The 26,770-nt window shown below is 43.5% G+C and carries 29 protein-coding genes; 19 read left to right on the top strand and 10 right to left on the bottom strand.

Annotated elements, in window-relative coordinates; all coding sequences use genetic code 11:
• Window positions 1–70 precede the first annotated feature (70 nt).
• The 3 genes from HWQ47_RS23880 (at window position 71) to degS (ending at window position 3,163) form a co-directional block, all read left to right on the top strand.
• The gene (locus tag HWQ47_RS23880; protein ID WP_269968472.1) at window positions 71–469 is read left to right on the top strand and encodes a ZapG family protein; all 399 of its coding nucleotides are present in this window, start codon (window positions 71–73) and stop codon (window positions 467–469) included.
• A 144-nt stretch (window positions 470–613) separates the two neighbouring features.
• Window positions 614–1,966: a DegQ family serine endoprotease gene (locus tag HWQ47_RS23885; RefSeq protein ID WP_269968473.1), complete on the top strand. Its 1,353-nt coding sequence runs from the start codon at window positions 614–616 to the stop codon at window positions 1,964–1,966.
• 105 nt (window positions 1,967–2,071) lie between these two features.
• Entirely contained in the window at window positions 2,072–3,163 is a 1,092-nt protein-coding gene (gene degS / locus HWQ47_RS23890; protein ID WP_269968474.1) for an outer membrane-stress sensor serine endopeptidase DegS, read from the top strand.
• A 100-nt stretch (window positions 3,164–3,263) separates the two neighbouring features.
• Here degS and murA read toward each other — a convergent pair whose 3' ends face one another.
• The 7 genes from murA to HWQ47_RS23925 are packed head-to-tail and all read right to left on the bottom strand — an operon-like array spanning window position 3,264 to window position 7,978.
• Window positions 3,264–4,520, bottom strand: coding sequence for a UDP-N-acetylglucosamine 1-carboxyvinyltransferase (gene murA / locus HWQ47_RS23895; protein ID WP_269968475.1), 1,257 nt, complete (start codon window positions 4,518–4,520; stop codon window positions 3,264–3,266).
• 13 nt (window positions 4,521–4,533) lie between these two features.
• Window positions 4,534–4,824, bottom strand: a complete 291-nt coding sequence (locus tag HWQ47_RS23900) for a BolA family protein (protein WP_269968476.1) — start codon at window positions 4,822–4,824, stop codon at window positions 4,534–4,536.
• 8 nt (window positions 4,825–4,832) lie between these two features.
• Window positions 4,833–5,132: an STAS domain-containing protein gene (locus tag HWQ47_RS23905; protein WP_269968477.1), complete on the bottom strand. Its 300-nt coding sequence runs from the start codon at window positions 5,130–5,132 to the stop codon at window positions 4,833–4,835.
• Window positions 5,133–5,744, bottom strand: coding sequence for an MlaC/ttg2D family ABC transporter substrate-binding protein (locus HWQ47_RS23910; RefSeq protein WP_442802057.1), 612 nt, complete (start codon window positions 5,742–5,744; stop codon window positions 5,133–5,135).
• Between the two features lie 54 nt (window positions 5,745–5,798).
• Entirely contained in the window at window positions 5,799–6,269 is a 471-nt protein-coding gene (gene mlaD / locus HWQ47_RS23915) for an outer membrane lipid asymmetry maintenance protein MlaD (protein WP_269968479.1), read from the bottom strand.
• Between the two features lie 56 nt (window positions 6,270–6,325).
• Window positions 6,326–7,108 carry a lipid asymmetry maintenance ABC transporter permease subunit MlaE gene (gene mlaE / locus HWQ47_RS23920; protein WP_269968480.1) on the bottom strand — a complete coding sequence of 261 codons (783 nt, stop codon included), beginning with the start codon at window positions 7,106–7,108 and terminating at the stop codon, window positions 6,326–6,328.
• A gap of 54 nt (window positions 7,109–7,162) precedes the next feature.
• A complete protein-coding gene (locus HWQ47_RS23925) occupies window positions 7,163–7,978 on the bottom strand; it encodes an ATP-binding cassette domain-containing protein (RefSeq protein WP_269971846.1) in 816 nt (271 codons plus the stop codon).
• 305 nt (window positions 7,979–8,283) lie between these two features.
• On the opposite strand from HWQ47_RS23925, the gene HWQ47_RS23930 reads away from it, so the two are divergent.
• From HWQ47_RS23930 to mgtE, 12 genes are all read left to right on the top strand, one after another.
• Window positions 8,284–9,243 (top strand): calcium/sodium antiporter, encoded by a 960-nt coding sequence (locus HWQ47_RS23930; RefSeq protein WP_269971847.1) that lies wholly within the window; start codon window positions 8,284–8,286, stop codon window positions 9,241–9,243.
• 88 nt (window positions 9,244–9,331) lie between these two features.
• Window positions 9,332–10,309, top strand: a complete 978-nt coding sequence (locus tag HWQ47_RS23935; RefSeq protein WP_269968481.1) for a KpsF/GutQ family sugar-phosphate isomerase — start codon at window positions 9,332–9,334, stop codon at window positions 10,307–10,309.
• Window positions 10,310–10,431: 122 nt separating this feature from the next.
• Complete coding sequence (gene kdsC / locus HWQ47_RS23940) at window positions 10,432–10,983, top strand: 3-deoxy-manno-octulosonate-8-phosphatase KdsC (protein ID WP_269968482.1); 552 nt, start codon at window positions 10,432–10,434, stop codon at window positions 10,981–10,983.
• Window positions 10,980–11,537, top strand: coding sequence for an LPS export ABC transporter periplasmic protein LptC (gene lptC, locus HWQ47_RS23945; protein WP_269968483.1), 558 nt, complete (start codon window positions 10,980–10,982; stop codon window positions 11,535–11,537). Before kdsC ends, lptC begins: the two co-directional genes overlap by 4 nt.
• Window positions 11,538–11,612: 75 nt before the next feature.
• Window positions 11,613–12,215, top strand: a complete 603-nt coding sequence (lptA, locus tag HWQ47_RS23950; protein ID WP_269968484.1) for a lipopolysaccharide transport periplasmic protein LptA — start codon at window positions 11,613–11,615, stop codon at window positions 12,213–12,215.
• Complete coding sequence (lptB, locus tag HWQ47_RS23955; protein ID WP_269968485.1) at window positions 12,212–12,943, top strand: LPS export ABC transporter ATP-binding protein; 732 nt, start codon at window positions 12,212–12,214, stop codon at window positions 12,941–12,943. Before lptA ends, lptB begins: the two co-directional genes overlap by 4 nt.
• Before the next feature lie 151 nt (window positions 12,944–13,094).
• Window positions 13,095–14,576, top strand: a complete 1,482-nt coding sequence (locus HWQ47_RS23960) for an RNA polymerase factor sigma-54 (protein ID WP_269968486.1) — start codon at window positions 13,095–13,097, stop codon at window positions 14,574–14,576.
• Between the two features lie 135 nt (window positions 14,577–14,711).
• Window positions 14,712–14,999 (top strand): ribosome hibernation promoting factor, encoded by a 288-nt coding sequence (gene hpf, locus HWQ47_RS23965; protein ID WP_269968487.1) that lies wholly within the window; start codon window positions 14,712–14,714, stop codon window positions 14,997–14,999.
• A 2-nt stretch (window positions 15,000–15,001) separates the two neighbouring features.
• Window positions 15,002–15,445, top strand: coding sequence for a PTS IIA-like nitrogen regulatory protein PtsN (gene ptsN / locus HWQ47_RS23970; protein WP_269968488.1), 444 nt, complete (start codon window positions 15,002–15,004; stop codon window positions 15,443–15,445).
• The gene (gene rapZ / locus HWQ47_RS23975; RefSeq protein ID WP_269968489.1) at window positions 15,442–16,284 is read left to right on the top strand and encodes an RNase adapter RapZ; all 843 of its coding nucleotides are present in this window, start codon (window positions 15,442–15,444) and stop codon (window positions 16,282–16,284) included. Before ptsN ends, rapZ begins: the two co-directional genes overlap by 4 nt.
• Window positions 16,277–16,552: an HPr family phosphocarrier protein gene (locus HWQ47_RS23980; protein ID WP_269968490.1), complete on the top strand. Its 276-nt coding sequence runs from the start codon at window positions 16,277–16,279 to the stop codon at window positions 16,550–16,552. The genes rapZ and HWQ47_RS23980 overlap by 8 nt, the downstream gene beginning before the upstream one ends.
• Before the next feature lie 88 nt (window positions 16,553–16,640).
• Window positions 16,641–18,005, top strand: coding sequence for a magnesium transporter (mgtE, locus tag HWQ47_RS23985; RefSeq protein ID WP_269968491.1), 1,365 nt, complete (start codon window positions 16,641–16,643; stop codon window positions 18,003–18,005).
• A gap of 42 nt (window positions 18,006–18,047) precedes the next feature.
• On the opposite strand, the gene HWQ47_RS23990 is transcribed toward mgtE, so the two are convergent.
• On the bottom strand, window positions 18,048–18,854 hold the full coding sequence (locus HWQ47_RS23990) for a molybdate ABC transporter substrate-binding protein (protein WP_269968492.1): 807 nt from the start codon (window positions 18,852–18,854) through the stop codon (window positions 18,048–18,050).
• A gap of 197 nt (window positions 18,855–19,051) precedes the next feature.
• Window positions 19,052–19,726 (bottom strand): OmpA family protein, encoded by a 675-nt coding sequence (locus HWQ47_RS23995; protein ID WP_269968493.1) that lies wholly within the window; start codon window positions 19,724–19,726, stop codon window positions 19,052–19,054.
• A 228-nt stretch (window positions 19,727–19,954) separates the two neighbouring features.
• Between HWQ47_RS23995 and HWQ47_RS24000 the strand changes: the two genes are divergently transcribed.
• Both HWQ47_RS24000 and HWQ47_RS24005 read left to right on the top strand, forming a co-directional pair.
• Window positions 19,955–20,638 carry a response regulator transcription factor gene (locus tag HWQ47_RS24000; RefSeq protein WP_269968494.1) on the top strand — a complete coding sequence of 228 codons (684 nt, stop codon included), beginning with the start codon at window positions 19,955–19,957 and terminating at the stop codon, window positions 20,636–20,638.
• 2 nt (window positions 20,639–20,640) lie between these two features.
• The gene (locus HWQ47_RS24005; RefSeq protein ID WP_269968495.1) at window positions 20,641–21,897 is read left to right on the top strand and encodes a sensor histidine kinase; all 1,257 of its coding nucleotides are present in this window, start codon (window positions 20,641–20,643) and stop codon (window positions 21,895–21,897) included.
• Window positions 21,898–21,900: 3 nt separating this feature from the next.
• Here HWQ47_RS24005 and HWQ47_RS24010 read toward each other — a convergent pair whose 3' ends face one another.
• Window positions 21,901–23,442, bottom strand: a complete 1,542-nt coding sequence (locus HWQ47_RS24010) for an FG-GAP repeat domain-containing protein (RefSeq protein WP_269968496.1) — start codon at window positions 23,440–23,442, stop codon at window positions 21,901–21,903.
• A 294-nt stretch (window positions 23,443–23,736) separates the two neighbouring features.
• On the opposite strand from HWQ47_RS24010, the gene HWQ47_RS24015 reads away from it, so the two are divergent.
• Window positions 23,737–25,641 carry a DUF885 domain-containing protein gene (locus HWQ47_RS24015; RefSeq protein ID WP_269968497.1) on the top strand — a complete coding sequence of 635 codons (1,905 nt, stop codon included), beginning with the start codon at window positions 23,737–23,739 and terminating at the stop codon, window positions 25,639–25,641.
• Window positions 25,642–25,834: 193 nt separating this feature from the next.
• On the top strand, window positions 25,835–26,770 hold the full coding sequence (gene rarD, locus HWQ47_RS24020) for an EamA family transporter RarD (protein WP_269968498.1): 936 nt from the start codon (window positions 25,835–25,837) through the stop codon (window positions 26,768–26,770).

Here is a 26,770-nt window from a genome sequence, read left to right on the forward strand (position 1 = left end):
ATGCCAAGAATCACCAATGTTAATATTGTTTCCATCATCAGTTTTGATGAAAAACCCAGAGGATTCATCTATGGAATGGCCGTTAGTTGTTGCCACTTTTGTGCTAGGTATCGTTTTAGGTTATGTGATCAGATCAATTTTTGCCAAGAATAATGACTCGAATGGTAAAGATAAAGTACTGGAGCAAACACGTTTAGAACTTAGTCAGCACAAGCAGGAGGTCACTGATCATTTTGAAGATCATTACCAACAACTTGCAGAACTTACTGAGCAACTCAATAAGGTCAATAAACAGTGGAATGAAGCCGCTAACACATTAGCGCCTAAGAACAGTGTTAAACCTTTGGCCACTTTCAGTATTATTAAGGCTGAAGAGATGAAACAGAGCTTCAACGCATTAACAGACCAAGAGCACGAGATGCACGACCAAGAGACCGACAGCATCATTATAGTGAATAAAAATAATTAATCTTTATTCATCAAGATGAACTTTCATACCATCGTTTAGGTCGGACTTCATAACGAACTGTGATCACAGCTTGAAAAAGCATTGATATTCTTTAATATTCATAAGTGATCACATTTCCATATTTGACTTTGGAGCCATGAATTGATGAAAACGAAATTAAGCTTACTCTCAGTCGTCCTGTTAACGGCCTCTCTCACCTTGACTCCAGCCATATCTCAGGCAGCAATACCAATTGCCGTTAATGGTGATGTCATTCCAAGTCTTGCGCCGATGTTGGAACGCACAACTCCTGCTGTGGTAGCCATCGCCGTTGAAGGCACCCATGTATCGAAACAGAAAATACCGGATGCCTTCCGCCACTTTTTTGGCCCTAATACCCCACAGGAACAGCTTCAGGAGCGTCCTTTTCGTGGACTAGGTTCAGGGGTAATCATCGATGCTAAAAATGGCTACATCGTTACTAACAATCATGTGATTGAGGGTGCCGATGAAATTTTGATTGGTCTACATGATGGCCGAGAAATCGAAGCAACATTGATTGGCGCCGACGCTGAATCAGACATTGCATTATTGCAGATTAAAGCCAAAAACTTAGTCGCACTAAAACGTGCTGATTCTGACGAGCTTAAAGTGGGAGATTTTGCTGTCGCCATAGGAAACCCCTTTGGTCTAGGGCAAACCGTTACATCAGGGATTGTCAGTGCCATGGGTCGTAGCGGTTTAGGCATCGAGATGCTTGAAAACTTCATTCAAACCGATGCCGCCATTAATAGTGGCAACTCAGGTGGTGCCTTAGTCAACCTTAATGGTGATCTTATCGGTATCAATACCGCAATTGTCGCGCCAGGTGGCGGTAACGTCGGTATTGGTTTTGCCATCCCAGCTAACATGGTCAATAACTTAGTCGATCAAATTATTGAACATGGTGAAGTGCGTCGCGGCGTACTCGGCGTGTCCGGCAGAGATTTAAACAACGAGCTTGCACAGGCGTTTGGACTCGACACTCAACATGGTGGTTTTGTCGATCAGGTTATGGAAAATAGTGCAGCAGATAAAGCGGGGATTAAAGCGGGTGATATCATCGTCAGCGTCAATGACCGTAAAATTAAGAGCTTTCAGGAGTTACGAGCGAAAGTGGCCACTATGGGGGCTGGCGCTAAGGTCAAATTTGGTTTGATCCGTGATGGTGACTCGAAAACAGTCTCTGCGACACTTGGCGAAGCTAGCCAAACGACTGAAACTTCTGCAGGAGCTGTTCATCCAATGCTGACAGGTGCAGCACTTGAAAATAGTGATGATGGCGTCAAAATTACTGATATTGCGCAAAACTCACCAGCTGCAGCGAGCGGATTACAAAAAGGCGACATCATTGTCGGCGTAAATCGCAACTCAATCAATGATCTCAACTCCCTTAAAGCTAAGCTAAAAGAGCAGCAAGGTACTGTGGCATTGAAAATACAGCGTGGCCATAGCAACCTTTTCTTAGTCTTAAGATAAACCAAAGGATTGATGGTTAACACTCGATGTTAACCATCAATCCTCTCATGCTTATTAAGAACAATCGTGTTAATCTAATCCAAATTTTGCTTAACTATCTAAAACATGGCTATAAAAAATACATTATTGTACGTTGGTAAGGCTGTCACCTTTGGCCTCATCATGGCTGCAGTCTTTATTTTCGTCACCCCACTGCTTAGCAATAATCCTTCAAACCTATTTTTTCAAAAACGTGGTGACAATGGTTTCGAACTCTCTTTTTCTAAAGCCGTCAGACGAGCAGCCCCCGCGGTTGTTAACATCTACAGCCTGAGTGTTAACCGCAACCAACCGCTAAATTCAGGATCTCTACAGGGTCTAGGCTCCGGCGTCATAATGAGTAAAGAGGGTTATATCCTCACTAATTATCATGTCATAAAAAACGCCGATGAGATTGTTATCGCTTTACAGGATGGTCGCAAATTTACCTCTGAAGTGGTCGGTTCCGATCCCGTTACCGATCTTGCAGTATTAAAACTAGAAGTAAAGGTTGAGGGAGATACACTCCCTATTGTGCCAGTCAACTTAGGTGTACCAGCTCAGGTCGGCGATGTCGTTTTAGCCATTGGTAACCCCTATAACATTGGACAAACCATCACCCAAGGCATTATCAGCGCAACAGGGCGTAATGGCTTAAGTTCTGGTTACTTAGATTTTCTACAAACTGATGCCGCGATTAATGCCGGTAATTCAGGTGGTGCACTGATCGACACCAGTGGCCAACTTATCGGCATAAATACTGCTGCTTTTCAGGTGGGAGGTGAAGGTGGCGGTCATGGTATCAACTTCGCCATTCCAATCAAATTAGCCCATAGCATCATGGGTAAACTGATTAAAGATGGACGTGTCATACGGGGAGCATTAGGCATCACCGGTGAACCTGTTGGACCTGTGATAGCCCAAATTCTTAATCTGCCAGATCTTGCAGGGGTTGTTATCACAGCGATCGATCCTAATGGCCCCGCCGCTAAAGCTCAATTGCAACCCAGAGATGTCATCACTAAATATGAAGGTGAACTTGTACCCGGTGTCGAGATGCTGATGGACAGAATTGCCGAATCAGCACCAAATAAACAAGTCACGATGACCATTATTCGTAAAGGTAAAGTCTATGATGTGCCAGTGACTATCGGTGAAAATGTGGCTGAAGACTCTTAATACACAATAGCAGAAGGATCTGAATAATCCCCGTCGCTATAAACAAAAAGCCACTCGGTAAACGAGTGGCTTTAAACACTAAAACTTAAGCAAATACTGGTTAGCTTACACGAACAATCTGTCCGCCTAAGCCTTTGAACTTATCTTCAATATGTTCATAACCACGATCCAGATGGTAGATACGATCAACGATAGTTGTGCCATTGGCCACTAAGCCTGCAATAACCAAACTCGCAGAAGCTCTTAGATCCGTAGCCATGACTTGAGCACCATTAAGTCTATCTATGCCCTGAATGATACAAGTGTTCCCTTCTAATTCCATATTAGCGCCCATACGGATAAGCTCAGGAACGTGCATAAAGCGATTCTCAAAGATGGTTTCAGTGATGGTCGAAGTGCCCTCGGCTAACACGTTCAACAAACAAAACTGTGCTTGCATATCGGTTGGAAAACCAGGGTAAGGCACTGTTTTTATATTCACAGCCTTAGGTCGCTTACCTTGCATATCCAGCTCAATCCAATCACTACCTGTGGTAATACTCGCACCAGCATCTTCAAGCTTTGCCAGTACCGCTTCAAGTGTGGATGGATCAGCATCAATACAACGTATCTTGCCACGCGTAACGGCAGCTGCAATCAAAAAGCTACCCGTCTCGATTCTGTCAGGCATCACTCGATAATGACAGCCTTGTAAAGATTCGACACCTTGAATTCGAATAGAGTCCGTGCCTGCACCTTCAATTTTAGCCCCCATAGCAATCAAGCAATTTGCTAAATCAATAATTTCAGGCTCACGGGCTGCATTTTCAATGACAGTCTCACCATCGGCAAGTGTAGCAGCCATTAACAAGTTTTCAGTAGCGCCAACACTAATCATATCCATGAAGATATGTGCGCCTTTTAGGCGACCATCAACACGAGCTTTGATGTAACCCTCTTCAACTTCAATTTTTGCGCCCATTTGCTCTAAACCATGAAGATGAAGATTCACAGGACGCGCACCGATGGCACAACCACCAGGCAGAGACACATCAGCGGTTCCGAAGCGAGCCAGCAAGGGACCTAAAATAAGGATTGATGCACGCATAGTTTTAACTAAGTCATAGGGTGCACAGAAGTTATTTAGCGTGGTCGTTGAAATACGCACACTGTTATCATTATGCGTCACTTCGGCGCCAAGGCAACGAAGCAGCTCGCAACTGGTATTCACATCCCTAAGATTAGGAACATTACTTACAATAAAATCGGTTTCAGCTAAAACACCCGCCATCAAGATAGGTAGCGCGGCATTCTTAGCGCCCGAGATTACAACATTACCGGCAAGCGCACCGCTTGCCTCAATTTTTAATTTATCCACTTTCACTCTCAGCTTACATGTTAAATACTTTTTCACGCTTCCATTGTGTCGGCGTGAAAGCATTGATCGTTAGCGCATGCAGTTCACCGCTAGTGATACGATCCATTAGCGGTCCATAGATGGTCTGCTGCTGCTTTACACGTCCCATGCCATCGAAACATTCACCGACGGCAACGATTTTATAGTGGGTTCCAGCTTGGGTCACATGAACTTCATCTAATGAAAGTGCATCCAATAACAACTGCTCTATCTCTTTAAGTTTTACCGCTTCTTCGCTAACTTGCTCTGTCTCGTTAGAATTCATGGATCTGTTTACCTTGTATTACTTCTTGCTGTGAAGAAGAGTTCTAAATCATATAAATCGATCAGTTTTGAGAGTTGCTCCGAGGGAGAAACAAAGCTCAAAGCGCGTTGTTCGGCTCTTGCTAAGCTCATCAACTCTAAAATAAAGGCGATCCCAGCACTGTCACTGTATGAGAGTGTAGAAAGGTCGATGACCTCTACGCCTTTACTTAAGAGCGAGTATCTCTGTAACCACAGTGCAGGCACTTCGGCTTGGGACAAGCGTCCACTAATATGGCACACAGAGCCTTGCTGAATAAAATCGGCCACTTAAGCTTTCTTATCCGTAGCAGCACGATGGATGGAGGTCTTAGTACGTTCCTCAAGCTCAGTGATCACAGTATCAATCCCCTTTTGACGGATAAGATTTGAAATTTCTGCACTTTTTGATGCAAGTAAACTTACACCCTCAGCCACAAGATCAAACGCCTTCCAGCTATCATCTTTAAGACGACGAACTCTGAACTGAAGTTTAATCGGTGGTCGACCTACATCGACAATCTGTACGTCCACATTAACCATCTTCTCTTTACTGAAATCAGCTGATGGAGCGAACCTTACCTTTTGGTCAGTGTATTCAGTAAATGCCTGAGCATATGTAGAGATTAAATACCCTCTAAACGCTTCAACAAACCGCTCACGTTGCACTTTAGTCGTCTGCTTTAAATAGGTTCCCATCACCTTATAAGAAGCATATTTGGCATCGATATAAGGCATCAACTCATCCGAGACTATCACCTTTAAGTGGTCAGGATTGATCTCAATAATGGCAATATCATGATGAAATCTGTCAAACGTATTATTGGCAACGGTTTCCACCATAGCATAGGGGTCCATGCTGTTCACCTCAGACTCTTCACTATGTGCTAACACACTTACCATCACTAATACGACTGAAGCAGCAAGTTTATATATTCGATTAACCATTCTCATTCCTTAATTCTTTGACGACGAACTGTATAAAAATTGGCCAATCAGTTCCTCTAACACCAGTGCAGAGTGAGTATCATCGATGCGATCGCCATCCACTAGCATGGCTATATCGTCATCGATAAAGCCAGGAGTAAGGCCTAAAAACTGCTCCCCTAACAAACCTGATGTCAAAATAGACAGACTACTGGTTTCTGGAAACTGATTAAATTTATTATCCATCGCGATTTTAACCACAGGGACAAGCTCAGTAGGGTCGAGGTTAATTTCACTCACTCGCCCGACTACGACACCACCGACTTTTACCGGAGAGCGCACCTTTAACCCACCAATATTACTAAATTTAGCGTATAGGGTGTAATTACTGCCATTAGATTTAACTTCCACATTGGCGACATTAAACACCAAAACTAAAAACGCAGCTAAGCCTGACAAAATAAACAAGCCCACCAATATTTCGATTTTACGTGTCAACATACTCTTATTTCCACTCTATGTTTGAATACCATCACGTCAATATCCATGTTCATCCATTAACTACCAAACATCATGGCTGTAAGCAGGAAGTCTAACGCCAACACAGCCAGACTTGACTGCACAACTGTTTGCGTCGTTGCCTTACTTATTCCTTCAGGGTTTGGTACTACCTGATAGCCACGATACAGGGCAATCCAAGTCACCACGACCGCAAACACTACACTCTTAATTAAGCAATTGACGATATCTTGTCGCCACTCGACCGAAGCCTGCAAAATAGACCAAAAGCTACCACTATCTATCCCTTTCCATTCAACTCCAACGATGTATCCGCCGTATATCCCCACAGCGGTAAAAATAAGAGTCAACAGGGGTAAACTCACCACTCCAGCCCAAAAACGCGGGGAAATTATCTGCCTTAGCGGATCAATCGCCATCATCTCTAGGCTTGATAATTGCTCGGTGCTTTTCATCAAGCCTATCTCGGCTGTCAGCGCAGAGCCCGCACGTCCGGCAAACAACAACGCGGTGACCACAGGTCCTAACTCACGAAGTAAACTGAGTGCAACCATAGGCCCTAAACTCTCTTCGGTACCGAAGCCAACAAGAATATTATACCCTTGCAGAGCCAAAACCATGCCGATAAAAAGTCCTGAGACGAATATAAGCACCACAGATTGCACACCAACTACGTATAATTGCTTAACAAACAAAGAGAAATCTTTTGCCCTCGGCTTACGTGCAATGGCTCCCCATAACATCAAACCAGCACGACCAAAACCGCTGATCAATTCAATGCTCGAGCGCCCCAAAACGGCAACTTTATCTAACAAATTCATTTTACCCCCCACACAGTAGCAGAGGGGACTGAACATAAATTCAATATCATCATCTTATCCAAGCAAGTCCCTTTGATAGTCTTGAGCAGGAAAATGAAAAGGCACCGGCCCATCGGGCTCGCCACCGATAAACTGCTTTAACTGCTCAATCTCAGAAGCTTTAAGCTCAGCAGGTGTTCCTTGGGCTATCACACGTTTATCTGCCATTACATACACATAATCAGCAATACTGAGCACCTCCAGCACATCGTGAGAGATCACCACAGAGGTCAGTTGCAACGCATCAGACAGTTCACGGATCAGCTTAACGAGCACCCCCATAGAGATAGGATCTTGTCCTGCAAAGGGTTCATCGTACATCACCATCTCAGGTTCGAGCGCAATCGCTCTGGCCAACGCCGCTCTGCGCTGCATCCCACCGGATAATTCATTGGGCATCATGTTAGCCGTACCGCGCAATCCAACCGCTTCAAGTTTCATCAAGACGATACGTCTGATTATGGTTTCCGGCAGACCGGAATGCTCCCGTAAGGCAAAGGCCACATTATCGAATACGTTCATATCAGTAAATAGCGCGCCGCTTTGAAACAACATGCTCATACGTTTACGCAGTATGAACAACTCCTCTCTGCTGCACTTATGTACATCAACACCATCGAATAACACTTGGCCGACATTGGGTGTCAATTGCCCGCCTATCAATTTAAGCAAGGTGGTCTTGCCTATCCCACTGGGACCCATAATAGCCGTGACCTTCCCTTTAGGAATAGACAGACTAATGTCATCAAAAATGACATGTTCACCACGACTGAAACCCAAATTGTGGATCTCGACCAATGATTTTTGCTCAGCTAATATCTTTTGCTCCATCATGCATCCATTCCACTTAACGTGAGTTAACTGTCCAGTTAAACAGCCTAACGAAAGAATAAAAAACCAAATTGTGGATCTCAACCAATGATTCAGGCTCAGCTAACACCTTATTATCGATCATGTATCCATCCCACTTAATGTGAGTTAACAGCCCGGTTAAACAGCCTAACGAAAGAAAAAGAGGCAAATTGTACGTAATTGAACTATTCGGTACAACTGAATCGACACTATCTTGTCGCAATACTTTCAATTTGGCTCAATTACAGCGAAAATACGCGTCGGCCTATCTACTGAGTAATTTGATGTTATTTAATATTTTCATGCTTACCGTCGGATTAGTCACGCTAGTTTGGAGCGCTGACAAGTTTGTTTACGGTGCTGCTGCTTTTGCTCGCAATTTTGGCCTCCCTCCAATGTTAATCGGATTAACCATCGTCGCCATGGGTAGCTCAGCCCCTGAAATGTTCGTCGCTGCGACCGCTTCAATGGAAGGCATGACAGATACAGCCATTGGAAATGTTTTAGGATCTAACGTCGCAAACATCACGCTAATATTAGGACTCACCGCACTGTTGGGAGCCATTGCTGTTAGTTCTCAAACCTTAAAGCGTGAAATTCCACTGATGATCATTGCCACCGCTATCGCAGGCTACTTCCTCCATGACGGTATGCTGACCCGTCTAGAAGGCTTCATGTTGTTGGGTCTCTTCTTCATCCTTATGGGTTACTTTATCTGGCACGCCGTCACAAATAAGAAAAAAGATGCCTTAGAAGATGAGTCGGACAGTGAGATCCCAACAGGAGTACCAACATCCAAGGCTGTGATGTGGTTAGCTGTCGGTATTGTGCTCCTTCCCCTCTCAGCTGATTGGATGGTACAAGGGGCTGTTGGGATTGCAAAAGCCTATCATTTGTCTGACTTAGTGATAGGGTTAACCATTATTGCCATAGGTACCAGTCTTCCTGAACTTGCTGCATGTGTTGCGGGTGTACTCAAAAAAGAGGATGATCTGGCCATAGGCAACATTGTAGGCTCAAACCTATTCAATATTTTAGCGGTGTTGGCCATTCCGGGCATTATTGCTCCAGGAGTCGTTGACCCAGCAGCCAGTACTCGTGACTTTTACATGGTGCTCGCAACCAGCAGCGCCCTTGCCATATTTATACTATTAAGCGGCCGGGAACGATCCTTAAAGCGCTGGCACGGTGTGGTATTACTCTGTACCTTCATCGCATATCAGTTAGTCCTGTTTCAGGTTTAACTTAACCGGTTTTTAGTAAATATAAACTGACATATTTTATTAAGCTTAATCTAAACCTAGATAGCCTTAAACAAATAGAGAGATCAAGATGGTAGATGTAACTCAACTTCGCCAATGGGGTAGAAATGTTATCGACATCGAGCGTAATGCACTCGATAACCTATACCAATACGTCGATTCTCCAGAGTTCTCCCAAGCCTGTAAGCTAATTCTTAATTGCACAGGCAAAGTCATCGTAATGGGGATGGGTAAATCAGGACATATAGGCAATAAGATTTCAGCAACACTCGCTAGCACTGGCACACCGGCTTTCTTTGTTCACCCGGGTGAAGCAAGCCATGGGGATCTGGGAGTGTTAGGCGAAAATGATATTATTTTGGTTATCTCTAACTCAGGTGAAGCCAGCGAAATACTCACCTTAATGCCCGTCATTAAACGCATGGGGCTGCCCGTTATTGCCTGTACAGGTAATCCGGACTCCAACATGGCTAAATTATCTGTAGTACATCTATGCATAGAAGTACCAGAAGAGGCTTGTCCCTTAGGCTTAGCACCAACGTCTAGCACAACGGCAACTTTGGTCATGGGGGATGCCTTAGCGGTGGCTCTTCTGCAAGCCAGAGGATTTACCAAAGATGACTTCGCACTCTCTCATCCTGGTGGTAGCCTAGGACGTAAATTACTGCTCAAGGTAAGTGATGTTATGCATGCAGGTAAAGACCTGCCGTCTGTTAGCCATGATATTTGTATCACCGAAGCCCTCTATGAGATCTCTAAGAAAAGTTTAGGTATGACGGCGATCGTCGATGGGGATAATAAATTAGTCGGTATTTTTACTGATGGCGATCTAAGACGTGTTATTGATAGCGAGGTTAACTTGCGCACCACCTCAATCAGTGATGTTATGTCTAAAGGCTGCGTCACAGTCTCTGCCGATATCTTAGCGGCTGCAGCACTGAAAATAATGGAAGATAAAGACATCAATGGCTTGATTGTCATTGATACGGATCAACATCCAATAGGCGCGTTAAACATGCTCGACATGGTTAAAGCTGGGGTTATCTAACGTATTCCCTTGAGGGCTCAAGCCCTCTTTTAACCAATATAAGCCACCTTAAACCTGATGGCAAAACGACTTTCTCCATGCAATGAAAATGCATGGTATTGCGACAACGGAGATTCTTTAATATGTCACACCAAGGCTTTTACGGTCCTATCGAGGATACTGTTTGGCAAAAAGCCAGAAAAATCAAACTCCTAATTTGTGATGTTGATGGAGTATTTTCCGATGGTTTAGTCTACATGAGTAATACTGGCGATGAGCTTAAAACCTTCCACACCCGTGACGGTTATGGAGTCAGATCTCTGCTCACTAGTAATATTCCAGTGGCTATTATTACCGGCAGAAAGTCAAAAATCGTCGCAGACCGCATGACTGCACTTGGGATCACTCACATCTATCAAGGTGTCGATAACAAGCTGGTCCCCTATGAGGAGCTGCTGTCTCTATATCAGGTGAATCCCGAAGAGGTTGCCTATATCGGCGACGATATGGTCGACCTACCAGTGATGGAACAAGTAGGATTATCGGTATGTGTGGCTGACGGTCACCCATACGTTCAACAAAGAGCCGATTTTGTCACCCAGATTAAAGGCGGTCATGGGGCTCTGCGTGAGTTGACAGACTTATTGCTTCTTAGTCAGAATAAGTTCGAAACAGCTCATGGAATGAGTATATGAATAGAGTCACTCTGGCCATTATCGTCTTCTTTGGCACTGCCTTGCTGCTCTACTGGCAAGTGCAATCCAAACGAGGAGAGACAGCGTTAACTATCGATGTTAGCTCACGGCCTGATTACATCGCAGATAATCTTAAAAGTGTTGAATACAATGAACAAGGCTTAGTTAACAGTCGAGTTAGCGCTAAGCATATGGAACACTTTGAAGAAGAGAACATGACCTACTTCACCGATCCTATCTATCTGGTGTACCCTGAACAAGGTCAGGCTCAATGGCAGCTGCAATCGACAAAAGGCACCATGAATAAAGGTTCGGGTAAAGTGATACTCGAGAACAATGTTATTATCAATGCTATAAACTCGCAAGAACCAATTCAATCAATAAAAACCAGTTATCTAGAGTTAGATCTTAATACTATGATCATGACATCCGATAGAGAGATCTACATTACTGGTAGTGACTTTATTATTAAGGGGGTTGGCTTGTATGCCGATCTCAACGCAGAAAGTGTTAAATTGACCAGCCAGGTTAATGGCACATATTCAGCACAATAGTTACCCTCACCTAGAGAGTGCTCAAGTACCTAGGTGATTATAATTGACAATTATTAGGTCAAATTGAAGGAATATATGAAACAAAATACCTGTGTCATCACAGCTTTACTCTGCCTAGTTAGCTTTAGTAGCTTAGCAAAAGTTGATGATTTACGACAAGAAGTTAAAATATCTGCGGCAAGTCAAGAAGCTGATATTAAAAATAATCAAATCATATTTAATGGCCCAGTTGAAGTGACTCAAGGCTCAGTAAGAATACATGCTGATATGCTCAGAGCTTTCACCAAAGAGGGCTCTGGTGGGCGTATTTTGGTTGCCACAGGTAATCCGGCAACCTACTCACAAATAATGGAAGATGGCCGTCCGGCACATGCCAGTGCCAAAGAGATCCGCTACGAACTATCTAAGCGCACGCTTATCTTGAAGGGCAATGCGACACTTGAGCAAGATGGCAGTCAAGTTACAGGCGATCAAATTCAATATAACATTGCTAAACAACAGCTCATTGCCGAGAGCACAGGTAATGATCGTGTTATCACTATAATTCAACCTGAAAGTTATCAAGAAGACACAAAGCCAGAGACACAACCCGCTCCTTCAAAAGCTCAGCCAGAAGCACAAGTTGAACAGCCAAAGACACTAGCCGAATCTGCATTAAACACTCAGGAGATTAAATGAGCTCTTTGACGTTAAAGGCTGTAAACCTAGCGAAAAGCTATAAGAACCGTGCCGTAGTACAAGATGTCAGCTTAACCGTCAAAACCGGCCAAATTGTTGGTCTACTTGGACCTAATGGTGCAGGGAAGACCACCACTTTTTACATGGTCGTAGGGCTAGTTCAAAGTGATAAAGGGCGGATCTTTATTAATGATGATGATCTCACCCTAGATCCTATGCATCTGCGTGCTCGTAAAGGCATAGGCTACTTGCCCCAAGAAGCAAGCATCTTTAGAAAGTTATCGGTCAGAGATAATATTATGGCCGTACTGGAAACTCGAGATGAACTTGATAAAAATGCACGAGAAGAGCAACTAGAACATCTACTGGAAGAGTTTCATATTACTCATATTCGAGATAGTCAAGGAATGTCGCTTTCCGGCGGCGAACGTCGACGTGTAGAGATAGCAAGAGCATTAGCCGCGAACCCAAAGTTTATTTTACTCGATGAACCTTTTGCTGGCGTCGATCCTATCTCGGTCATCGACATTAAAAAAATCATTTTACAGCTCAAGAGTCGCGGTCTTGGAGTGCTTATTACTGATCACAACGTGAGGGAAACATTAGACGTTTGTGAGCATGCTTATATCGTGAGTCATGGAAATTTAATTGCCGAAGGAACACCCGCAGAAATCTTAGACAATCAGCAAGTACGAGCGGTGTACTTAGGAGAACAATTCAAGCTATAGTTAATCTAGGGAATGATTTCCCCCCTAGAAAATGGATATGATACATCGATATTACTCATTCTAATGAAGTGTATTTAGGAAGCGAAGACTTCCAAAATAACTCCAGCAGGCTTTCTCATTTTAATAAGTACAAAGAAGGGAATAGCAGTACATGAAAGCGTCACTCCAGCTCAAAATGGGTCAACACTTAACCATGACTCCACAGCTTCAGCAGGCCATACGTCTGTTGCAGCTATCGTCACTGGAACTGCAACAGGAGATCCAACAAGCACTAGACTCCAACCCTCTACTTGAGTTGGATGAAGAGCAGGTCGACGCAACAGCTGACAATAGCGATGCCAAGATAAATGATGAAACAGATTTCAGTGCTTCCGCTGAAACTGTCGTCGAAAAAGACAGTTCGACATTGGAAACTTCCGAGGCCTTAGCACAAGATTCTATGCCTGAAGATCTGCCTATGGATACCACTTGGGATGAAGTCTATACGGCAAGCCCTAATTCAGCTTCGGGTGCAATGCGAGACGACGATCTCCCCTTTCAAGGTGAAACCAGTGAAGGTTTATTTGAGCATCTTGAGTGGCAAAAGAATTTAACCCCATTTTCAGATAACGATCTCGCCATTGCTACCGCCATTATTGATGCGGTCGATGAACGTGGTTACCTGACACAAAATACTGACGATATTTTAGAGGCTATGGGCGATCCCGAAATTGAACTCGATGAAGTGGAAGCTGTACTTAAACGTATTCAACATTTTGACCCTATTGGAGTCGCAGCACGCGATCTCAGCGAATGTCTTTTCATCCAGCTCGCTCAATACGCTAGCACAACGCCTCATATTGATAACGCCAGACTGTTAATCAAAGAACACCTGGATCTTATCGCCGGCCGAGACTTCCGTCTCTTAATGCGTAAAACCAAACTAAAAGAGGATGAGTTAAGGCAAGCAATAGAGTTGATTCAAACCTTGAATCCCCGTCCAGGACTCGCCATAACACCAAACCGTGATGAATATGTGATCCCTGATGTCACAGTGACCAAGAAAAAAGGTCGTTGGATAGTTGAACTAAATCCAGATTACTTACCCAAAATAAATGTAAACCAACATTATGCATCCATGGCCCGCAGCACTAAAAGTCAGGCAGACAGTCAGTTTATTCGTGGACACTTGCAGGAAGCTAAGTGGTTTATCAAGAGTTTAGAAAGTCGTAGCGATACTTTACTTAAAGTTTCGAACTGCATTGTTAAGTTTCAACAAGGCTTCTTTGAATACGGTGAAGAAGCGATGAAGCCTATGGTGTTAAATGACATCGCTGAAGAGGTCGAGATGCATGAATCGACCATTTCACGTGTCACAACCCAAAAATATATGCACACCCCAAGAGGTATTTTTGAACTGAAATACTTCTTCTCAAGTCATGTGGGTACCGACGACGGTGGCGAATGTTCATCAACCGCAATTCGCGCCTTTATTAAGAAGCTAGTTGCTGCAGAAAACCAACAGAAACCATTAAGTGACAGTAAGATGGCACTACTGTTAGCTGAACAAGGCATTAAAGTAGCGAGAAGAACCATAGCCAAGTACCGTGAGGCTTTGCTCATACCACCATCAAATCAAAGAAAGAGCTTATAGAATATTTTTGAAAATTAAGATATTAATATGTTGAGGTTAAACATTGTGACGTTAGTCAGATACCTAAATATGCAATGTAAACCTCTAATCGACGAGCGTGCTTTCAAACACAATCGAGTCCGGAGGAGTATTTCTATGCAAATTAACGTAACAGGTCATCATATCGAAATCACAACATCTCTTCGTCAGTATGTTGAAGAAAAATTTTCAAAGCTTGAACGACATTTCGATCAGATCAATAATGTGCACGTTATTTTAAATGTTCAGAAAATGCAGCAAATAGCAGAAGCTAAACTTCATCTTGTTGGTGGAGAGGTTTTTGCTATGTCAGAACATGCTGACATGTATGCCGCAATCGACTCCCTGATAAATAAGCTCGACCGTCAGGTTATTAAACATAAAGAGAAGCAAATAAAACACTAACGATGGAATTAAGCACTATCCTGCAGCCGGAATGTACAACTTGCGCCACTCCGGGCAGTAAGAAAAAGGTACTGGAACTTATAAGCGATCTTGCCGCTGTCCAGTACCCTAACCTTTCCTCTCAAGAGATTTTTGAAAGTCTTTTAGCCAGAGAGAAAATGGGCAGCACAGGTATAGGTAACGGCATAGCCATTCCACATGGAAGGTTAGCCAATATTAGTCAACCCGTTGCGGTACTCATAAAGTGCGAGGAGCCAATTGCTTTCGACTCTATTGATAAACAGCCGGTAGATATATTATTTGCACTATTAGTTCCAGCTGATCAATGTGAGCAGCATTTAAGTACCTTATCTGCTATGGCAGAAAAGCTTAATGACAAACTAATTTTAAAGCAGTTACGAAAAACACAAGATGAGTCAGAACTTTATCAGGTGATAACACAATGAAACTGGTTATGGTATCCGGTCGCTCCGGTTCGGGAAAATCTGTCGCCCTCAGGGTATTGGAAGATCTCGGATACTACTGTGTCGACAACTTACCTTTGCCACTTATGGACACATTACTTGAACAGCTCAAAGATAGCACAGACCTTGTGGCTATTAGTGTGGATGTTCGTAATATGCACGAAACAGAGTTAGAGAAACAGCTTTCAAATCTACCAGAAGGTACTGAGCTATTAAGTTTCTTTCTAAACTCAAGCGATGAAGTTCTACTCAAACGTTACAGTGAAACACGTCGTCTCCACCCACTATCAAAAAATAAAACCTCACTCAAAGAGGCGATAGATCATGAAAGAGTGCTGTTAGAACCACTCTCTAAACTTGTCGATCATTATATTGATACCTCAAACCTGAATATTTACGATCTCAGCAACCGAGTTAGGGAGATCTTATTAGGCAGTGTGGATAAAGAGTTAGTCATTAACTTTGAATCATTTGGATTCAAATATGGTATGCCCGTAGAAGCTGATTTTATGTTTGATGTCAGATTTTTACCCAATCCCCATTGGGAGCCAGAGCTTAGACCAATGACAGGCCTCGATGAGCCAGTACAACTTTTCCTTAGCCAGCAGCCCACTGTTAATAAGTTTATCTGGCAAATTGAGAATCTACTGGAAACTTGGTTGCCACAACTGGAACGCAACAATCGCAGTTATCTCACAATTGCAATAGGGTGTACCGGTGGCCAACATCGATCTGTCTATGTCACAGAGCAGCTAGCTAAACTCTTTAGCAAAAGCAAACATACAGTCCAAGCTCGCCACCGTGAATTAAGCAATGACTAAACTGGAACGTCAGGTTACCATCTGTAACAAGCTAGGCCTCCACGCACGGGCAGCAACTAAACTTGCAATACTTGCTTCGGAATTTGATGCCCAAGTCACCATCATACAAGGTGATAAGAAAGCCTCTGCGGCGAGTGTGTTAGGCCTATTAATGTTAGAAACGGGTATAGGGAAAACCATAACCCTACTCGGAGAAGGTCAAGATGCAAGTGCGGCACTCGATGCCATTTGCGCCCTAGTTGACGCCAAATTTGATGAAGCTAGTTAAACCTCACCACTAAGCATCACAAAAATTTCATATAACCACCGTAAATCTGTATTTAGCCCTAGATACAGATAGCTCAGAGGGGAGCGCTATGCCAATTGAAGTATTAGATAATGCGCTTACTGATCAACGATTAAACCAGCTAACTCAAGCCCTAGGCAGCGGTATGTTTGTCCACGTCAGAAATATGCTCCATGATATGGCAGCCTCTGACATCGCCTTTATTCTCGAATCATCCCCGCCCAGAACTCGTCAGGTCTTATGGCAACTCATCGATCAAGATCAAACCGGTGAGATCCTCGATGAGCTCGGTGAAGATCTCAAAGACAGTTTTATAAAACAGATGAGTCCCGAACGAGTTGCAAAAGCAGCCGCTCGCATGGACACCGATGATCTCGCCTATATATTACGTAGCCTGCCTGACAGTGTGTTCAAACAAGTTCTGCAGACAATGAGTAGTCAAGATCGAACTCGGGTTGAACAAGCTCTTTCTTACCCGGAAGACACGGCTGGCAGTATCATGAATACCGATACAGTAACACTACGCCCGGATGTCAATATCGATGTGATTCTACGATATTTAAGGATTAGAGGAAATCTTCCTGAAGCCACTGATACTTTATATGTAGTTGATAAACAGGACCGATTACTTGGTGGTGTAGAGCTAGCAGATCTGCTGACTTGTGATCCGAACTCATCCATACGAGATATTATGGATGACAAGCTCGAAGGTATTCCTGTCGGCATGTCAGACATTGAGGTGGCACAACTCTTCGAACGTCATGACTGGATATCAGCGCCTATTATCAGTGATGACAACCAGCTGCTTGGTCGTATTACCATCGATGATGTGGTCGACGTCATCAGGGAAAATGCCGAACATTCCATGATGGGAATGGCGGGTATGGATGATGATGCAGATACTTTCGGTCCAGTATTAAAAAGTACGCTTCAACGTTCACTTTGGCTAACCATCAACCTGTTTGCCGCACTTTTGGCTGCCTCAGTCAGTAATATGTTCGAAGGGACAATAGAGCAGTTCGCAACCATTGCTATTTTGATGACCATTGTCCCCAGTATGGGCGGTGTTGCCGGTAATCAAACCTTAGCCTTGGTGATCCGTGGTCTCGCATTAGGACAGATAGGCAAAAGTAACTCCCGTTGGCTCATCGGTAAAGAGCTGGCGATTGGTTTTCTCAATGGGCTCCTTTGGTCAGTGCTCGTTTTTATCGCTATCTGGCTCTGGAAAGACGATCTTGCTTTAGGAGGACTCATTGGTGGGGCCATGTTGATCAATATGACCGTGGCTGGATTTGCAGGCGCATGTATTCCTTTACTGCTTAAGAAGATGAAAATCGATCCTGCACTCGCTGGCGGTATGGTACTCACCACGGTCACAGACATCATTGGTCTGTTTGCCTTCCTAGGTTTAGCCACTCTCTATTTACTTCACTAGCAATTATAACCAAAGGGAGCCTAGTCGCTCCCTAGATATAATTTAAATTAATGGCGCATCAAAGCCATACTTAGCCAAAATAGTTTGTCCGTCATGTGACAAAATATACATGGCTAAGTCAGCGGCCTCATCCTGTGAATTATCTAACACCATCAAACCATAGTTAGCCCCCACCGACAGTGACTCTGGAATGGCCAAAATCTGCAGTGATGGCAGCTCTTTTTGAGCTAATACGGCATTAGTGCAGTAAGTTAAGAAGATATCGGCTCGCTTATTTTCCATCACCCAAGCGTAGGGACTTCTTCCCTTAGGTGCTTGAGCCGAATCGGCGCCACCGGTCAACTGTAACGCCTTACTCTGTAGACGAGATTGAGCACCCGGCACTAACGTCTCCGCCTTAGCAAACAACTTCCAAGCATAATCTCCAGCCGGATCAGCTTTAGGTGTCGATGTGCCTAACTTAATCTTATTGTTGAGCATACTATCGAGTAGACTTGAGCTGGTAACCTCAAGCTCGGGTTGGGCCATTGCACACAGTTTATTACGGGCAAACATCACAACCGAGCCACCTTTATTTGCCTGTTTAAGGGCATGTGGATGTTTCATGTTTGCTGAAGCATAAAGGTCAACGCGCTCACCTTGCTCAATACGTTTACGCAATAAGCCAGATGGTGCGTACTGAGCATGGACCGGCTCTCCCCCTTGTTGAACATAAGATTCAATAATCTCGTTCATCGCCTTTTTCAAGCTTCCCGCCGCCCTAAGTTCAATCGTATCAGGCTGCTTTATTTCCGCCGCTGTTAACATCAAAGGTGACAACAGCACCAAACTGACTATCCATCTTTTCATCGCATTGTCCTTACTCTCTTTAATTATGTCCACATCAAGCCATAACCCCCATAGGGCAACAAGTAAACCTAAGATGATCTTTGGTAAAATGAGAATAAGATCGCGAGCTTTCGTTCAGGGAAAGACAAAATGTCCATGTTATAAAGAAAAAAAGCTGTCGTAAGACAGCTTCTAATAATCACAATATAACATCGATTTTAAGAGAGTGGACTCAATACAATTTCCACACGACGATTTTGTGCACGCCCCTCTTTATTGGCATTCGATGCAATAGGTCTAGCTTCTCCAATACCATCAGATTTTACTCTGGCATAGTTAACTTTTTGAGAAACTAAATAATCAGCCACTTCAACAGCACGAACTTTAGACAACCTTAAATTGTAAGACTCAGAGCCAGAACTATCTGTATATCCAAGCACATTTAAACGTGTTTTGTCGTACTCTTTAGCAACGAGAGCCACACTGTTGAGCACATTCTTTGCCGCTGCGCTCAGGTGAGTCTCATCGACCCCAAAAGTCACTTCATTAGGCATATTTAATACGATATTATCGCCACTGCGTGTCACACTCACACCCGTTGATTGAAGCTGTTTTCTTAACTCCGCTTCTTGGGTATCCATGTAGTAACCGATGCCACCACCTAGGGCTGCACCGGAAGCAGCACCAATCAAAGCGCCTTTACCTCGGTCACTTTTACTTGATGAAATAACACCAATAGCCGCACCAGCGATTGCGCCTATGATAGCACCATTGGTCGCCTTGGCATTTTGTGACTCATTACTATAAGGATTGGTTGTTTGACAGCCAGACAACGCGATAAGTGAACAAGCTAAAACTGCTTTTACAGCAAATGGGGGTTTCAAATTTTTCATTTTTACTCCAAGCTGGCCTTGAACGGAAATGAAGTCATTAATTCCGTTCAGATAACACTGGTTTATAACTAATAGAAAATGGTTCAGCCATTTAAGGCCTCGGCATTGTCGCATATACCAGCCACATATCAATCATGAATAGCTAAGCTCCCCCTGAGAGAGTATCGACAAATATTTCACAAAACCATGTAATAATACCCATCGATATTGAACAAAGAAGAGAAGCAAATGCCTCTAACAAAACTGTTAGTTATTGAAGACAACGTCGATGTTGCAGGGATATTAGCTGACTACTTTGACGCACAAGGCGCCGACGTTGACTTTGCAACCAATGGTGAACTCGGTTATCAGCTGGCAGTAAAAGAGAACTTCGATGTCATCATCTTAGATATCATGCTTCCCAAGATGGATGGGTTAACCTTAGCCAAAAAACTCAGAGAAGTAGGCTGTGCCACACCGATCATCATGTTGACCGCACTGGATGATAAAAAAGACCTACTCAGTGGATTCTCATCAGGCGCGGATGACTATTTAGCTAAACCTTTCGATCTAGATGTACTCAATGCCCGCGTTACAGCCCTGCTCAATAGACACAGAGGCAACGTCGCCCTTTGCACATTACGTTATGGACCCTTGGAGCTGAATATCGCTGAGCATCAGTTGTACCGTTCAGGACACAAGGTCGCATTGACCCCCATTTGCTATCAAATTCTGCACGTTTTGATAAAAAGAGCACCCAACTTAGTCAAACGAGAAGAGCTTATCGATGAATTATGGGGCGACACTCCACCGAGTAACGACATTTTACGTAGCCACATGTATCAGTTAAGAAACCAGCTGGATAAACCTTTCGGCACACCTATATTGGTCACCATTCCTAAGGTGGGCTTTAAACTCGAGTTACACAGCTAACGATGAATAATGATAAATACCCTGCAAATACGCTGACTCAAAAACTCAGTGTCTATTTTGCGACCATAGCCATTCTTGTGGCTGCCTTATTGTTTATTTTTAGCCAAGCAGTACTTTATTGGTTAGAAGATGAGTTAAACAGGCGTGTACTCTCGCAAAGTGCAGCTCCAGCGATAGTTCAGTTTCTCAAAGGGGAGAGCCCCCCCTTAATGATTGCAACCAATATTACAGCCTACAACAACTTAAATAGTTTGCCGGACAAATACAGCAGCTTAGTAAAATACCCCTTGGACTTTCTCGATGAGATAACGGTCAATCTAAACAATGATCTATTTATCTATCGTACTGAATACCTTGATCATGGGCAGAAGATTCCCTTGCTGCTAGTCATGGATGCCGAACAGGCCGAGCTTTCAGAAAACGAGTGGCGCAGCATCAACTTCGGTTCTATCCTTTTCATGTTATTGCTTTTTATTCTGTTTGGTTACGCAATAGCTAAATTGACAAGACGTTTGGTCACTCCTGTCAAACAATTGAGTAAACAGCTCAAGTCTGATACCTGTGGAATGCCATTTTCCGTGCCAGGGAGTACGGTCACAGAGTTTAAAGAGCTGACTTCATGCCTTAATCACTACCGCTCCCAAAACGAATTACTCATTCAACAAGAGCAGGCATTTGCAAAATATGCTAGTCATGAGTTAAGAACCCCGTTAACTATTATTCAAGGTGCGACTAGATTACTTGAGCTCGAAGGTGACGCAACCTTTAATGCCAGACAAAGAGAGAGAATAACCAAAGCCGCCACCGATATGAATCACACCATCGAGGCATTGTTAAGCTTAGTGAAACATGAGCAAGGAAGAGAAATTGATAGCCGAAAATTTAATCAAGCCGAAATGGAGCATATTATTGAGTACTTACAGCCCTTGGCAGACTCAAAATCGATCACGATTAAGCTGATATTAAATGCTGAACCCTTAATCCAACCAAGTCCACCTGTGATGCGCATGCTATTGAGTAACTTACTAAGCAACGCCATCAACGCTAGTGAGCCAGGTTTTATCACCATAGAGATAGATAACAACTGCATTCGCGTGATCGATCAAGGTTGTGAGGTTAGCCAGCCAAAGATAGGACAAGAGGGACATGGACTCGGTTTACTCATTGTCGATGCCCTATGCCAACGCTATGATTGGAAATTCAGCTTAACCCCTTACGAACCTAAAGGCTGTGTTGCCAGCTTACATTTTGCATCGTGATCCTTACTCGGAGATAATCACCTTAAACTGACTTAACAAGCCCACATCATCCTGACGACCATATTTAATCAAGATATCGTCTTTACCATCATAATTAAGGTCAGCAATCGATAGCATATCTCCCTCTTTAGGAAGATTAACTTCTATCTCCTCACCCCGCCTGCCAACTAAACTTGAACTCGGTTCACCTAAATACACTTTTAGTTCAGTATCACCATCAGACAGAAGCAGATCTTGATATTTATCCCCATTAAAATCGGCAAGCTTTATCACAGGCTGACCACTCTGCCCAGATGTTAAGCTAAAACTCAACTCCACCTCTTTGGAAATATTCGGCTTCTTTGTAAACCGACCATTCCCATCCATCTTAAATAGATACACGTCTTGATCGATGCTGCCTGAAATTAATGCCCCGATAATCTGAGATAACCCAATATCAAAACCTGACACCATGACTTCTAATATGTCATCATTATCAATATCAATAAACTCAAATCCGGTTAACGTTCCTTCAGCGTGGATCACACTATTAGGCTCAATAGAGAAAGATAATTCCCCCTCTTTGCTCTCCCCAAGAAATATTTCGTAATCATTCACCCTATCCAGTACGCCAGAGCTTTTGGTATATCGAAGCACAATATCGGTTATCCCGTCATTATTAATGTCGCTGATCTCCTCAACTTTACGGTAAACTAATGAACTTTGATCTAACTGATTTCCAAAAGCATCTCTCTTAAGCCACCAATCAACCCCACTGAGCGCTTGTCTCATTGGATGATAACTCGCGATAGCATTAAAACCTCCCTGACTCGTTTGAAAATAGCTCTCCAGCTCACCTTCACCGATTTTGACAATATCTTTGTGTCCATCTAAATTCATATCGGCCAGATATAATGTAGATTCGGTATAGTTAACACTCTTTTCATACACATTAATAAACGGCTTGATAGGTAAAGTTTGGCGAGCAAAACCGCCCTCTTCTTGAGTAAGTAACAAGGTGATATCTGTAAAACCTGAAATCATAATATCAGCTCTGTTATCACCATTAAGATCTTTGACAAAATCCCCCCGACTAAGGTAATCCGCACGGGATTTAAGCGTCATGGGATTAATGTCTGCGATCACCTTAAATGGAGCAGATTTATTCGCAGGCATAAACTGCAGCAAATGTTCACTGGACTGAAAATAGAGTTGCTGAGTGCCCTCCTCTTCGTCACTAATATCGAAACAATGAAATGAAAATGGCAATAAGATTTTATCCACCAGACTGTATCTCATAGACTCAGGGATTCGGGCAAAAATTCCAAGCCATCTCTGTTTATCATCATCCACCCCAAACGCTAATAACTCCTTGCCAATATTCGGCAAAACATCGACGGCAAGTAACGTATGGGTCAGCGAAAATGGTGCGTTAATGACTTGCTGAGTAAAGACTAAATCTGGATTTTTATCAGCAGCATCGACGCTTAATGGATAACCTACTAGACCTATACCGGCAACCAATATTAATCCTAAACCGGTTAGCTTTACTGTTATTTTTACCATTTACGCCAAACTCCCTTCAGGTGAATACCTACGATATCGATATGACTTACTAATCTATCGACTCTGACGCAAAAAGGAAGTTTAGGTTTACGCTCTGTTACAAACTAGATCTAAGACAAACAAAATTTCCCAGCCAGACTTGCATCACTTATCGACTAAAGTCGCCATCAAGACTGCTTATGGTTAAATATAGCTATCAAGCTAAAGCACCTCCTTTTAAAACAGATCCCAACCAGAGTAAAACAGGGTATCATTCACAAAAAGAACACAAATTACCTACATGGAAGCACAAGAATGTTTAAAAAAAGTTTAATCAGTTTGAGTGTCCTTTTAGCACTTATGGCTTGCGACAACGTCGATATCAAAACATCCACAGTTCAAGACTCTGCGAGCCCACAGACATCCACACCAATAACACAAGCTACCCCAGTAATGGAGCTTGATGCCACAGTCGAAAAATTTGCCAAGGACTTCATTAATAAGCAACCAGCCCTAGCCACCTCTCTTAATCTATCTAAAGAGATCGCAGCAGATTTTCAGCGCCGTCTACCAGATTACTCCACCAGCGGTATGCAAGCACTACAAGAGGAGATGCACTTAACCGCATCTCAATTTGCCAATATCCCAACCGATGCATTTTCAGATGATGAGCAACGCCATGCTACTGTCAATCAGGTTATCGCTAACTACTATGCCGGTGATAAAATGTTCGGCGCCGGATATATCGATACCTGGGGAGGACACCTTCCCTATATCGTTAACCAGATCAGTGGTCCACTCATCGACATTCCGGCAATCTTAAGCGATCAACAGAGCGTCACCAACATTGAAGAAGCACAAGATTACCTTGCCCGCTTAGAAGCCTTAGCAATAATGGCTAATCAAGTAAAAACCAAGGTTATTGATGATGCCAAAATAGGCGTAATACTCCCTAAACCATTATTTACCAATACGTTAAAATACCTAGCTAGCTTTGTCGCCAACCCAGCCAACGAACATAGTCTAGTCACCAGCTTTAATGACAAACTAATTAATATCAAATCGTTAGAAAAACAACAGCAACTAGATTTGCTTGAGTCAGCGAGTAACATCGTGTCGCAGAAGATATACCCAGCCTACCGCGAAATTGATAACCTGATGCAAGAACTGCAGGATAAAGCGCCTGAAAACGTCGGCATATGGGCCCAACCCAATGGTGAGAGCTTCTATCAGCATGGGATCACTTATCTCGCCGACTCAACGCTTAGCGCCGATGAAATCCATCAGTTAGGCGTGGCTGAAGTTACCCGCATTACCGCCGAAATGGACAACATCTTAAAGGCTAATGGTTACAGCGAAGGAACTGTTGGGGAGCGCATGATCCAACTTAATAATGAGCCTCGCTTCCTCTATGAGGATTCCGATAAAGGCCGAGCGCAACTGCTCAACGACCTAAGCCGAGATATCGAAATTGTCATGGAAAAAGCCCCACAACTGTTTTCGACTTTACCGCCCCAAGAAGTCATCGTTAAACGTGTTCCTGTTGAAACAGAAGCGGGTGCGGCAGGCGGATCTTATATGCCACCAGCATTAGATGGCAGTCGAGCCGGCGTCTTCTTTATCAACTTGATGGACATGACTTCAATCTCCAAGTACGGACTGAAAACATTAACTTATCACGAAGCGGTACCTGGGCATCATTTCCAGATAGCCCTCAATATGCTGCAAACAGATATCGGCTTGATGCGTCAAAATGCGTCCTTTAATGCCTATATTGAAGGTTGGGCACTGTACTCTGAGCAAGTCGCTTTTGAGATGGGTATGTATGATAATGATCCTTGGGGCAATTTAGGCCGTCTAAAAGCTGAGGCTTATCGAGCAGCAAGACTGGTGGTTGATACTGGACTGCACCATAAAAAATGGAACCGCCAACAAGCCATTGAATACTTTGCCCAAGCCACGGGCTCAACTCAAACTAATGTGGCCTCAGCCATTGACCGCTATATCGCTTGGCCAGGGCAAGCACTGGGCTATAAGCTGGGAATGTTAAAGTTGATAGAACTCAGAGCCAAAGCACAGCAGGCAATGGGTAAGCAGTTTGATATCCGTCAATTCCATGACCTCATACTGCTTCCGGGTGCCCGCCCGATGAATGTGGTCGAAGCCGATATTGATCGCTGGATTGCCGAAAGCGGCCAAGCTTCTCAGCCTATCTCATAGTTATATACCCTTCAGTAATGGATCGCTGAGTGGCCTGTACTCACGCAGCGATCGTCTCCTTTTCTCCACGCTTTAATGGTTAACAGTAATTCACTTCATAGACAATTTAGAGTGACAGAGATCACATACCTATTCTCTGTTCAGTGAGAGAATGCGCGCCTTTAAATAGTCAAATCAACTCAAGTTATTAAATATGCATCCCACAAGATCAAACCATGTATCCCCTTCATTTAAAGGCAATGCACTCGCAGCCATCTCGTTTCTATTATGGGGTTTGATGCCGCTCTATTATCATTTTCTGCCTAATGCGAGTGTCAATGAATTATTGGCGTTTAGGATCCTTTTCTCGGTTCCTTTTATGGCATTAGTCTTTCTAGTAATGGGGCGCAGAATGCCTGCTATTTCACAGCTCAAGGCCGACAAAAAATCTGTCGTACTCTGTGGACTAGCGTCACTGATCATGTGTGTCTCTTGGTATAGTTTCACTTGGGCTATCACTCATGGACAAGTTCTCGCTGCCAGCTTAGGTTTTTTCATCAACCCTCTTTTGGCCATTGGTTTAGGTGTCTTATGTTTAGGGGATAAATTAACTGCAGCGCAAAAAATGGCGGTAGTATTAGGGATATGTGGCATTAGTTATATGGTCTATAGCTACGGCGAACTGCCTTGGCTTGCACTCTGCATGGGCAGCTTCTTTGCCCTTTACGGTTTATGTAAAAAGTTTATTCGCTTCGATTCCCTCACCTCAGTAACACTGGAAGCCATCTGGTTATTACCTTTTGCTGCAGCTTATCTGATCTGGTTATGGAGTTCAGATCAAAGTGTCGCCATATCGTCAGCATTATCAGGAGAGTTCTCTATATTGCTGCTCTATATTGGGACAGCGCCTCTGACCCTAATGCCATTAGTCTTCTTTGCTTTGGCTATCAGGGCCACCAGCTTATCTATGATAGGGCTAATGCAATATATCGAGCCTAGCTTGCACTTCCTTCTCGCTGTTATTTTGTTTAATGAACATTTAGATAATGTCAAAGCGATCAGCTTTGCATTGATCTGGACGGGACTGCTGCTATGCTCCCTAGAAGCCCTGCCAGCACTAAAACATCGACGAGCTCGACATAATAACTAA

Source organism: Shewanella sp. MTB7 (genome assembly GCF_027571385.1).
Lineage (GTDB): Bacteria > Pseudomonadota > Gammaproteobacteria > Enterobacterales > Shewanellaceae > Shewanella.

What these genes read in the sequence shown, in the direction of transcription:
- HWQ47_RS23880 (WP_269968472.1), top strand. Translation starts at nt 71, where the DNA reads ATGGAATGGCCGTTAGTTGTTGCCACTTTTGTGCTAGGTATCGTTTTA.
- HWQ47_RS23885 (WP_269968473.1), top strand. Translation starts at nt 614, where the DNA reads ATGAAAACGAAATTAAGCTTACTCTCAGTCGTCCTGTTAACGGCCTCT.
- degS (WP_269968474.1), top strand. Translation starts at nt 2,072, where the DNA reads ATGGCTATAAAAAATACATTATTGTACGTTGGTAAGGCTGTCACCTTT.
- HWQ47_RS23900 (WP_269968476.1), bottom strand. Translation starts at nt 4,824, where the DNA reads ATGAATTCTAACGAGACAGAGCAAGTTAGCGAAGAAGCGGTAAAACTT.
- HWQ47_RS23910 (WP_442802057.1), bottom strand. Translation starts at nt 5,744, where the DNA reads ATGGTAAGTGTGTTAGCACATAGTGAAGAGTCTGAGGTGAACAGCATG.
- mlaD (WP_269968479.1), bottom strand. Translation starts at nt 6,269, where the DNA reads ATGTTGACACGTAAAATCGAAATATTGGTGGGCTTGTTTATTTTGTCA.
- mlaE (WP_269968480.1), bottom strand. Translation starts at nt 7,108, where the DNA reads ATGAATTTGTTAGATAAAGTTGCCGTTTTGGGGCGCTCGAGCATTGAA.
- HWQ47_RS23925 (WP_269971846.1), bottom strand. Translation starts at nt 7,978, where the DNA reads ATGGAGCAAAAGATATTAGCTGAGCAAAAATCATTGGTCGAGATCCAC.
- HWQ47_RS23930 (WP_269971847.1), top strand. Translation starts at nt 8,284, where the DNA reads ATGTTATTTAATATTTTCATGCTTACCGTCGGATTAGTCACGCTAGTT.
- HWQ47_RS23935 (WP_269968481.1), top strand. Translation starts at nt 9,332, where the DNA reads ATGGTAGATGTAACTCAACTTCGCCAATGGGGTAGAAATGTTATCGAC.
- kdsC (WP_269968482.1), top strand. Translation starts at nt 10,432, where the DNA reads ATGTCACACCAAGGCTTTTACGGTCCTATCGAGGATACTGTTTGGCAA.
- lptC (WP_269968483.1), top strand. Translation starts at nt 10,980, where the DNA reads ATGAATAGAGTCACTCTGGCCATTATCGTCTTCTTTGGCACTGCCTTG.
- lptA (WP_269968484.1), top strand. Translation starts at nt 11,613, where the DNA reads ATGAAACAAAATACCTGTGTCATCACAGCTTTACTCTGCCTAGTTAGC.
- lptB (WP_269968485.1), top strand. Translation starts at nt 12,212, where the DNA reads ATGAGCTCTTTGACGTTAAAGGCTGTAAACCTAGCGAAAAGCTATAAG.
- HWQ47_RS23960 (WP_269968486.1), top strand. Translation starts at nt 13,095, where the DNA reads ATGAAAGCGTCACTCCAGCTCAAAATGGGTCAACACTTAACCATGACT.
- hpf (WP_269968487.1), top strand. Translation starts at nt 14,712, where the DNA reads ATGCAAATTAACGTAACAGGTCATCATATCGAAATCACAACATCTCTT.
- ptsN (WP_269968488.1), top strand. Translation starts at nt 15,002, where the DNA reads ATGGAATTAAGCACTATCCTGCAGCCGGAATGTACAACTTGCGCCACT.
- rapZ (WP_269968489.1), top strand. Translation starts at nt 15,442, where the DNA reads ATGAAACTGGTTATGGTATCCGGTCGCTCCGGTTCGGGAAAATCTGTC.
- HWQ47_RS23980 (WP_269968490.1), top strand. Translation starts at nt 16,277, where the DNA reads ATGACTAAACTGGAACGTCAGGTTACCATCTGTAACAAGCTAGGCCTC.
- mgtE (WP_269968491.1), top strand. Translation starts at nt 16,641, where the DNA reads ATGCCAATTGAAGTATTAGATAATGCGCTTACTGATCAACGATTAAAC.
- HWQ47_RS23990 (WP_269968492.1), bottom strand. Translation starts at nt 18,854, where the DNA reads ATGAAAAGATGGATAGTCAGTTTGGTGCTGTTGTCACCTTTGATGTTA.
- HWQ47_RS23995 (WP_269968493.1), bottom strand. Translation starts at nt 19,726, where the DNA reads ATGAAAAATTTGAAACCCCCATTTGCTGTAAAAGCAGTTTTAGCTTGT.
- HWQ47_RS24000 (WP_269968494.1), top strand. Translation starts at nt 19,955, where the DNA reads ATGCCTCTAACAAAACTGTTAGTTATTGAAGACAACGTCGATGTTGCA.
- HWQ47_RS24005 (WP_269968495.1), top strand. Translation starts at nt 20,641, where the DNA reads ATGAATAATGATAAATACCCTGCAAATACGCTGACTCAAAAACTCAGT.
- HWQ47_RS24010 (WP_269968496.1), bottom strand. Translation starts at nt 23,442, where the DNA reads ATGGTAAAAATAACAGTAAAGCTAACCGGTTTAGGATTAATATTGGTT.
- HWQ47_RS24015 (WP_269968497.1), top strand. Translation starts at nt 23,737, where the DNA reads ATGTTTAAAAAAAGTTTAATCAGTTTGAGTGTCCTTTTAGCACTTATG.
- rarD (WP_269968498.1), top strand. Translation starts at nt 25,835, where the DNA reads ATGCATCCCACAAGATCAAACCATGTATCCCCTTCATTTAAAGGCAAT.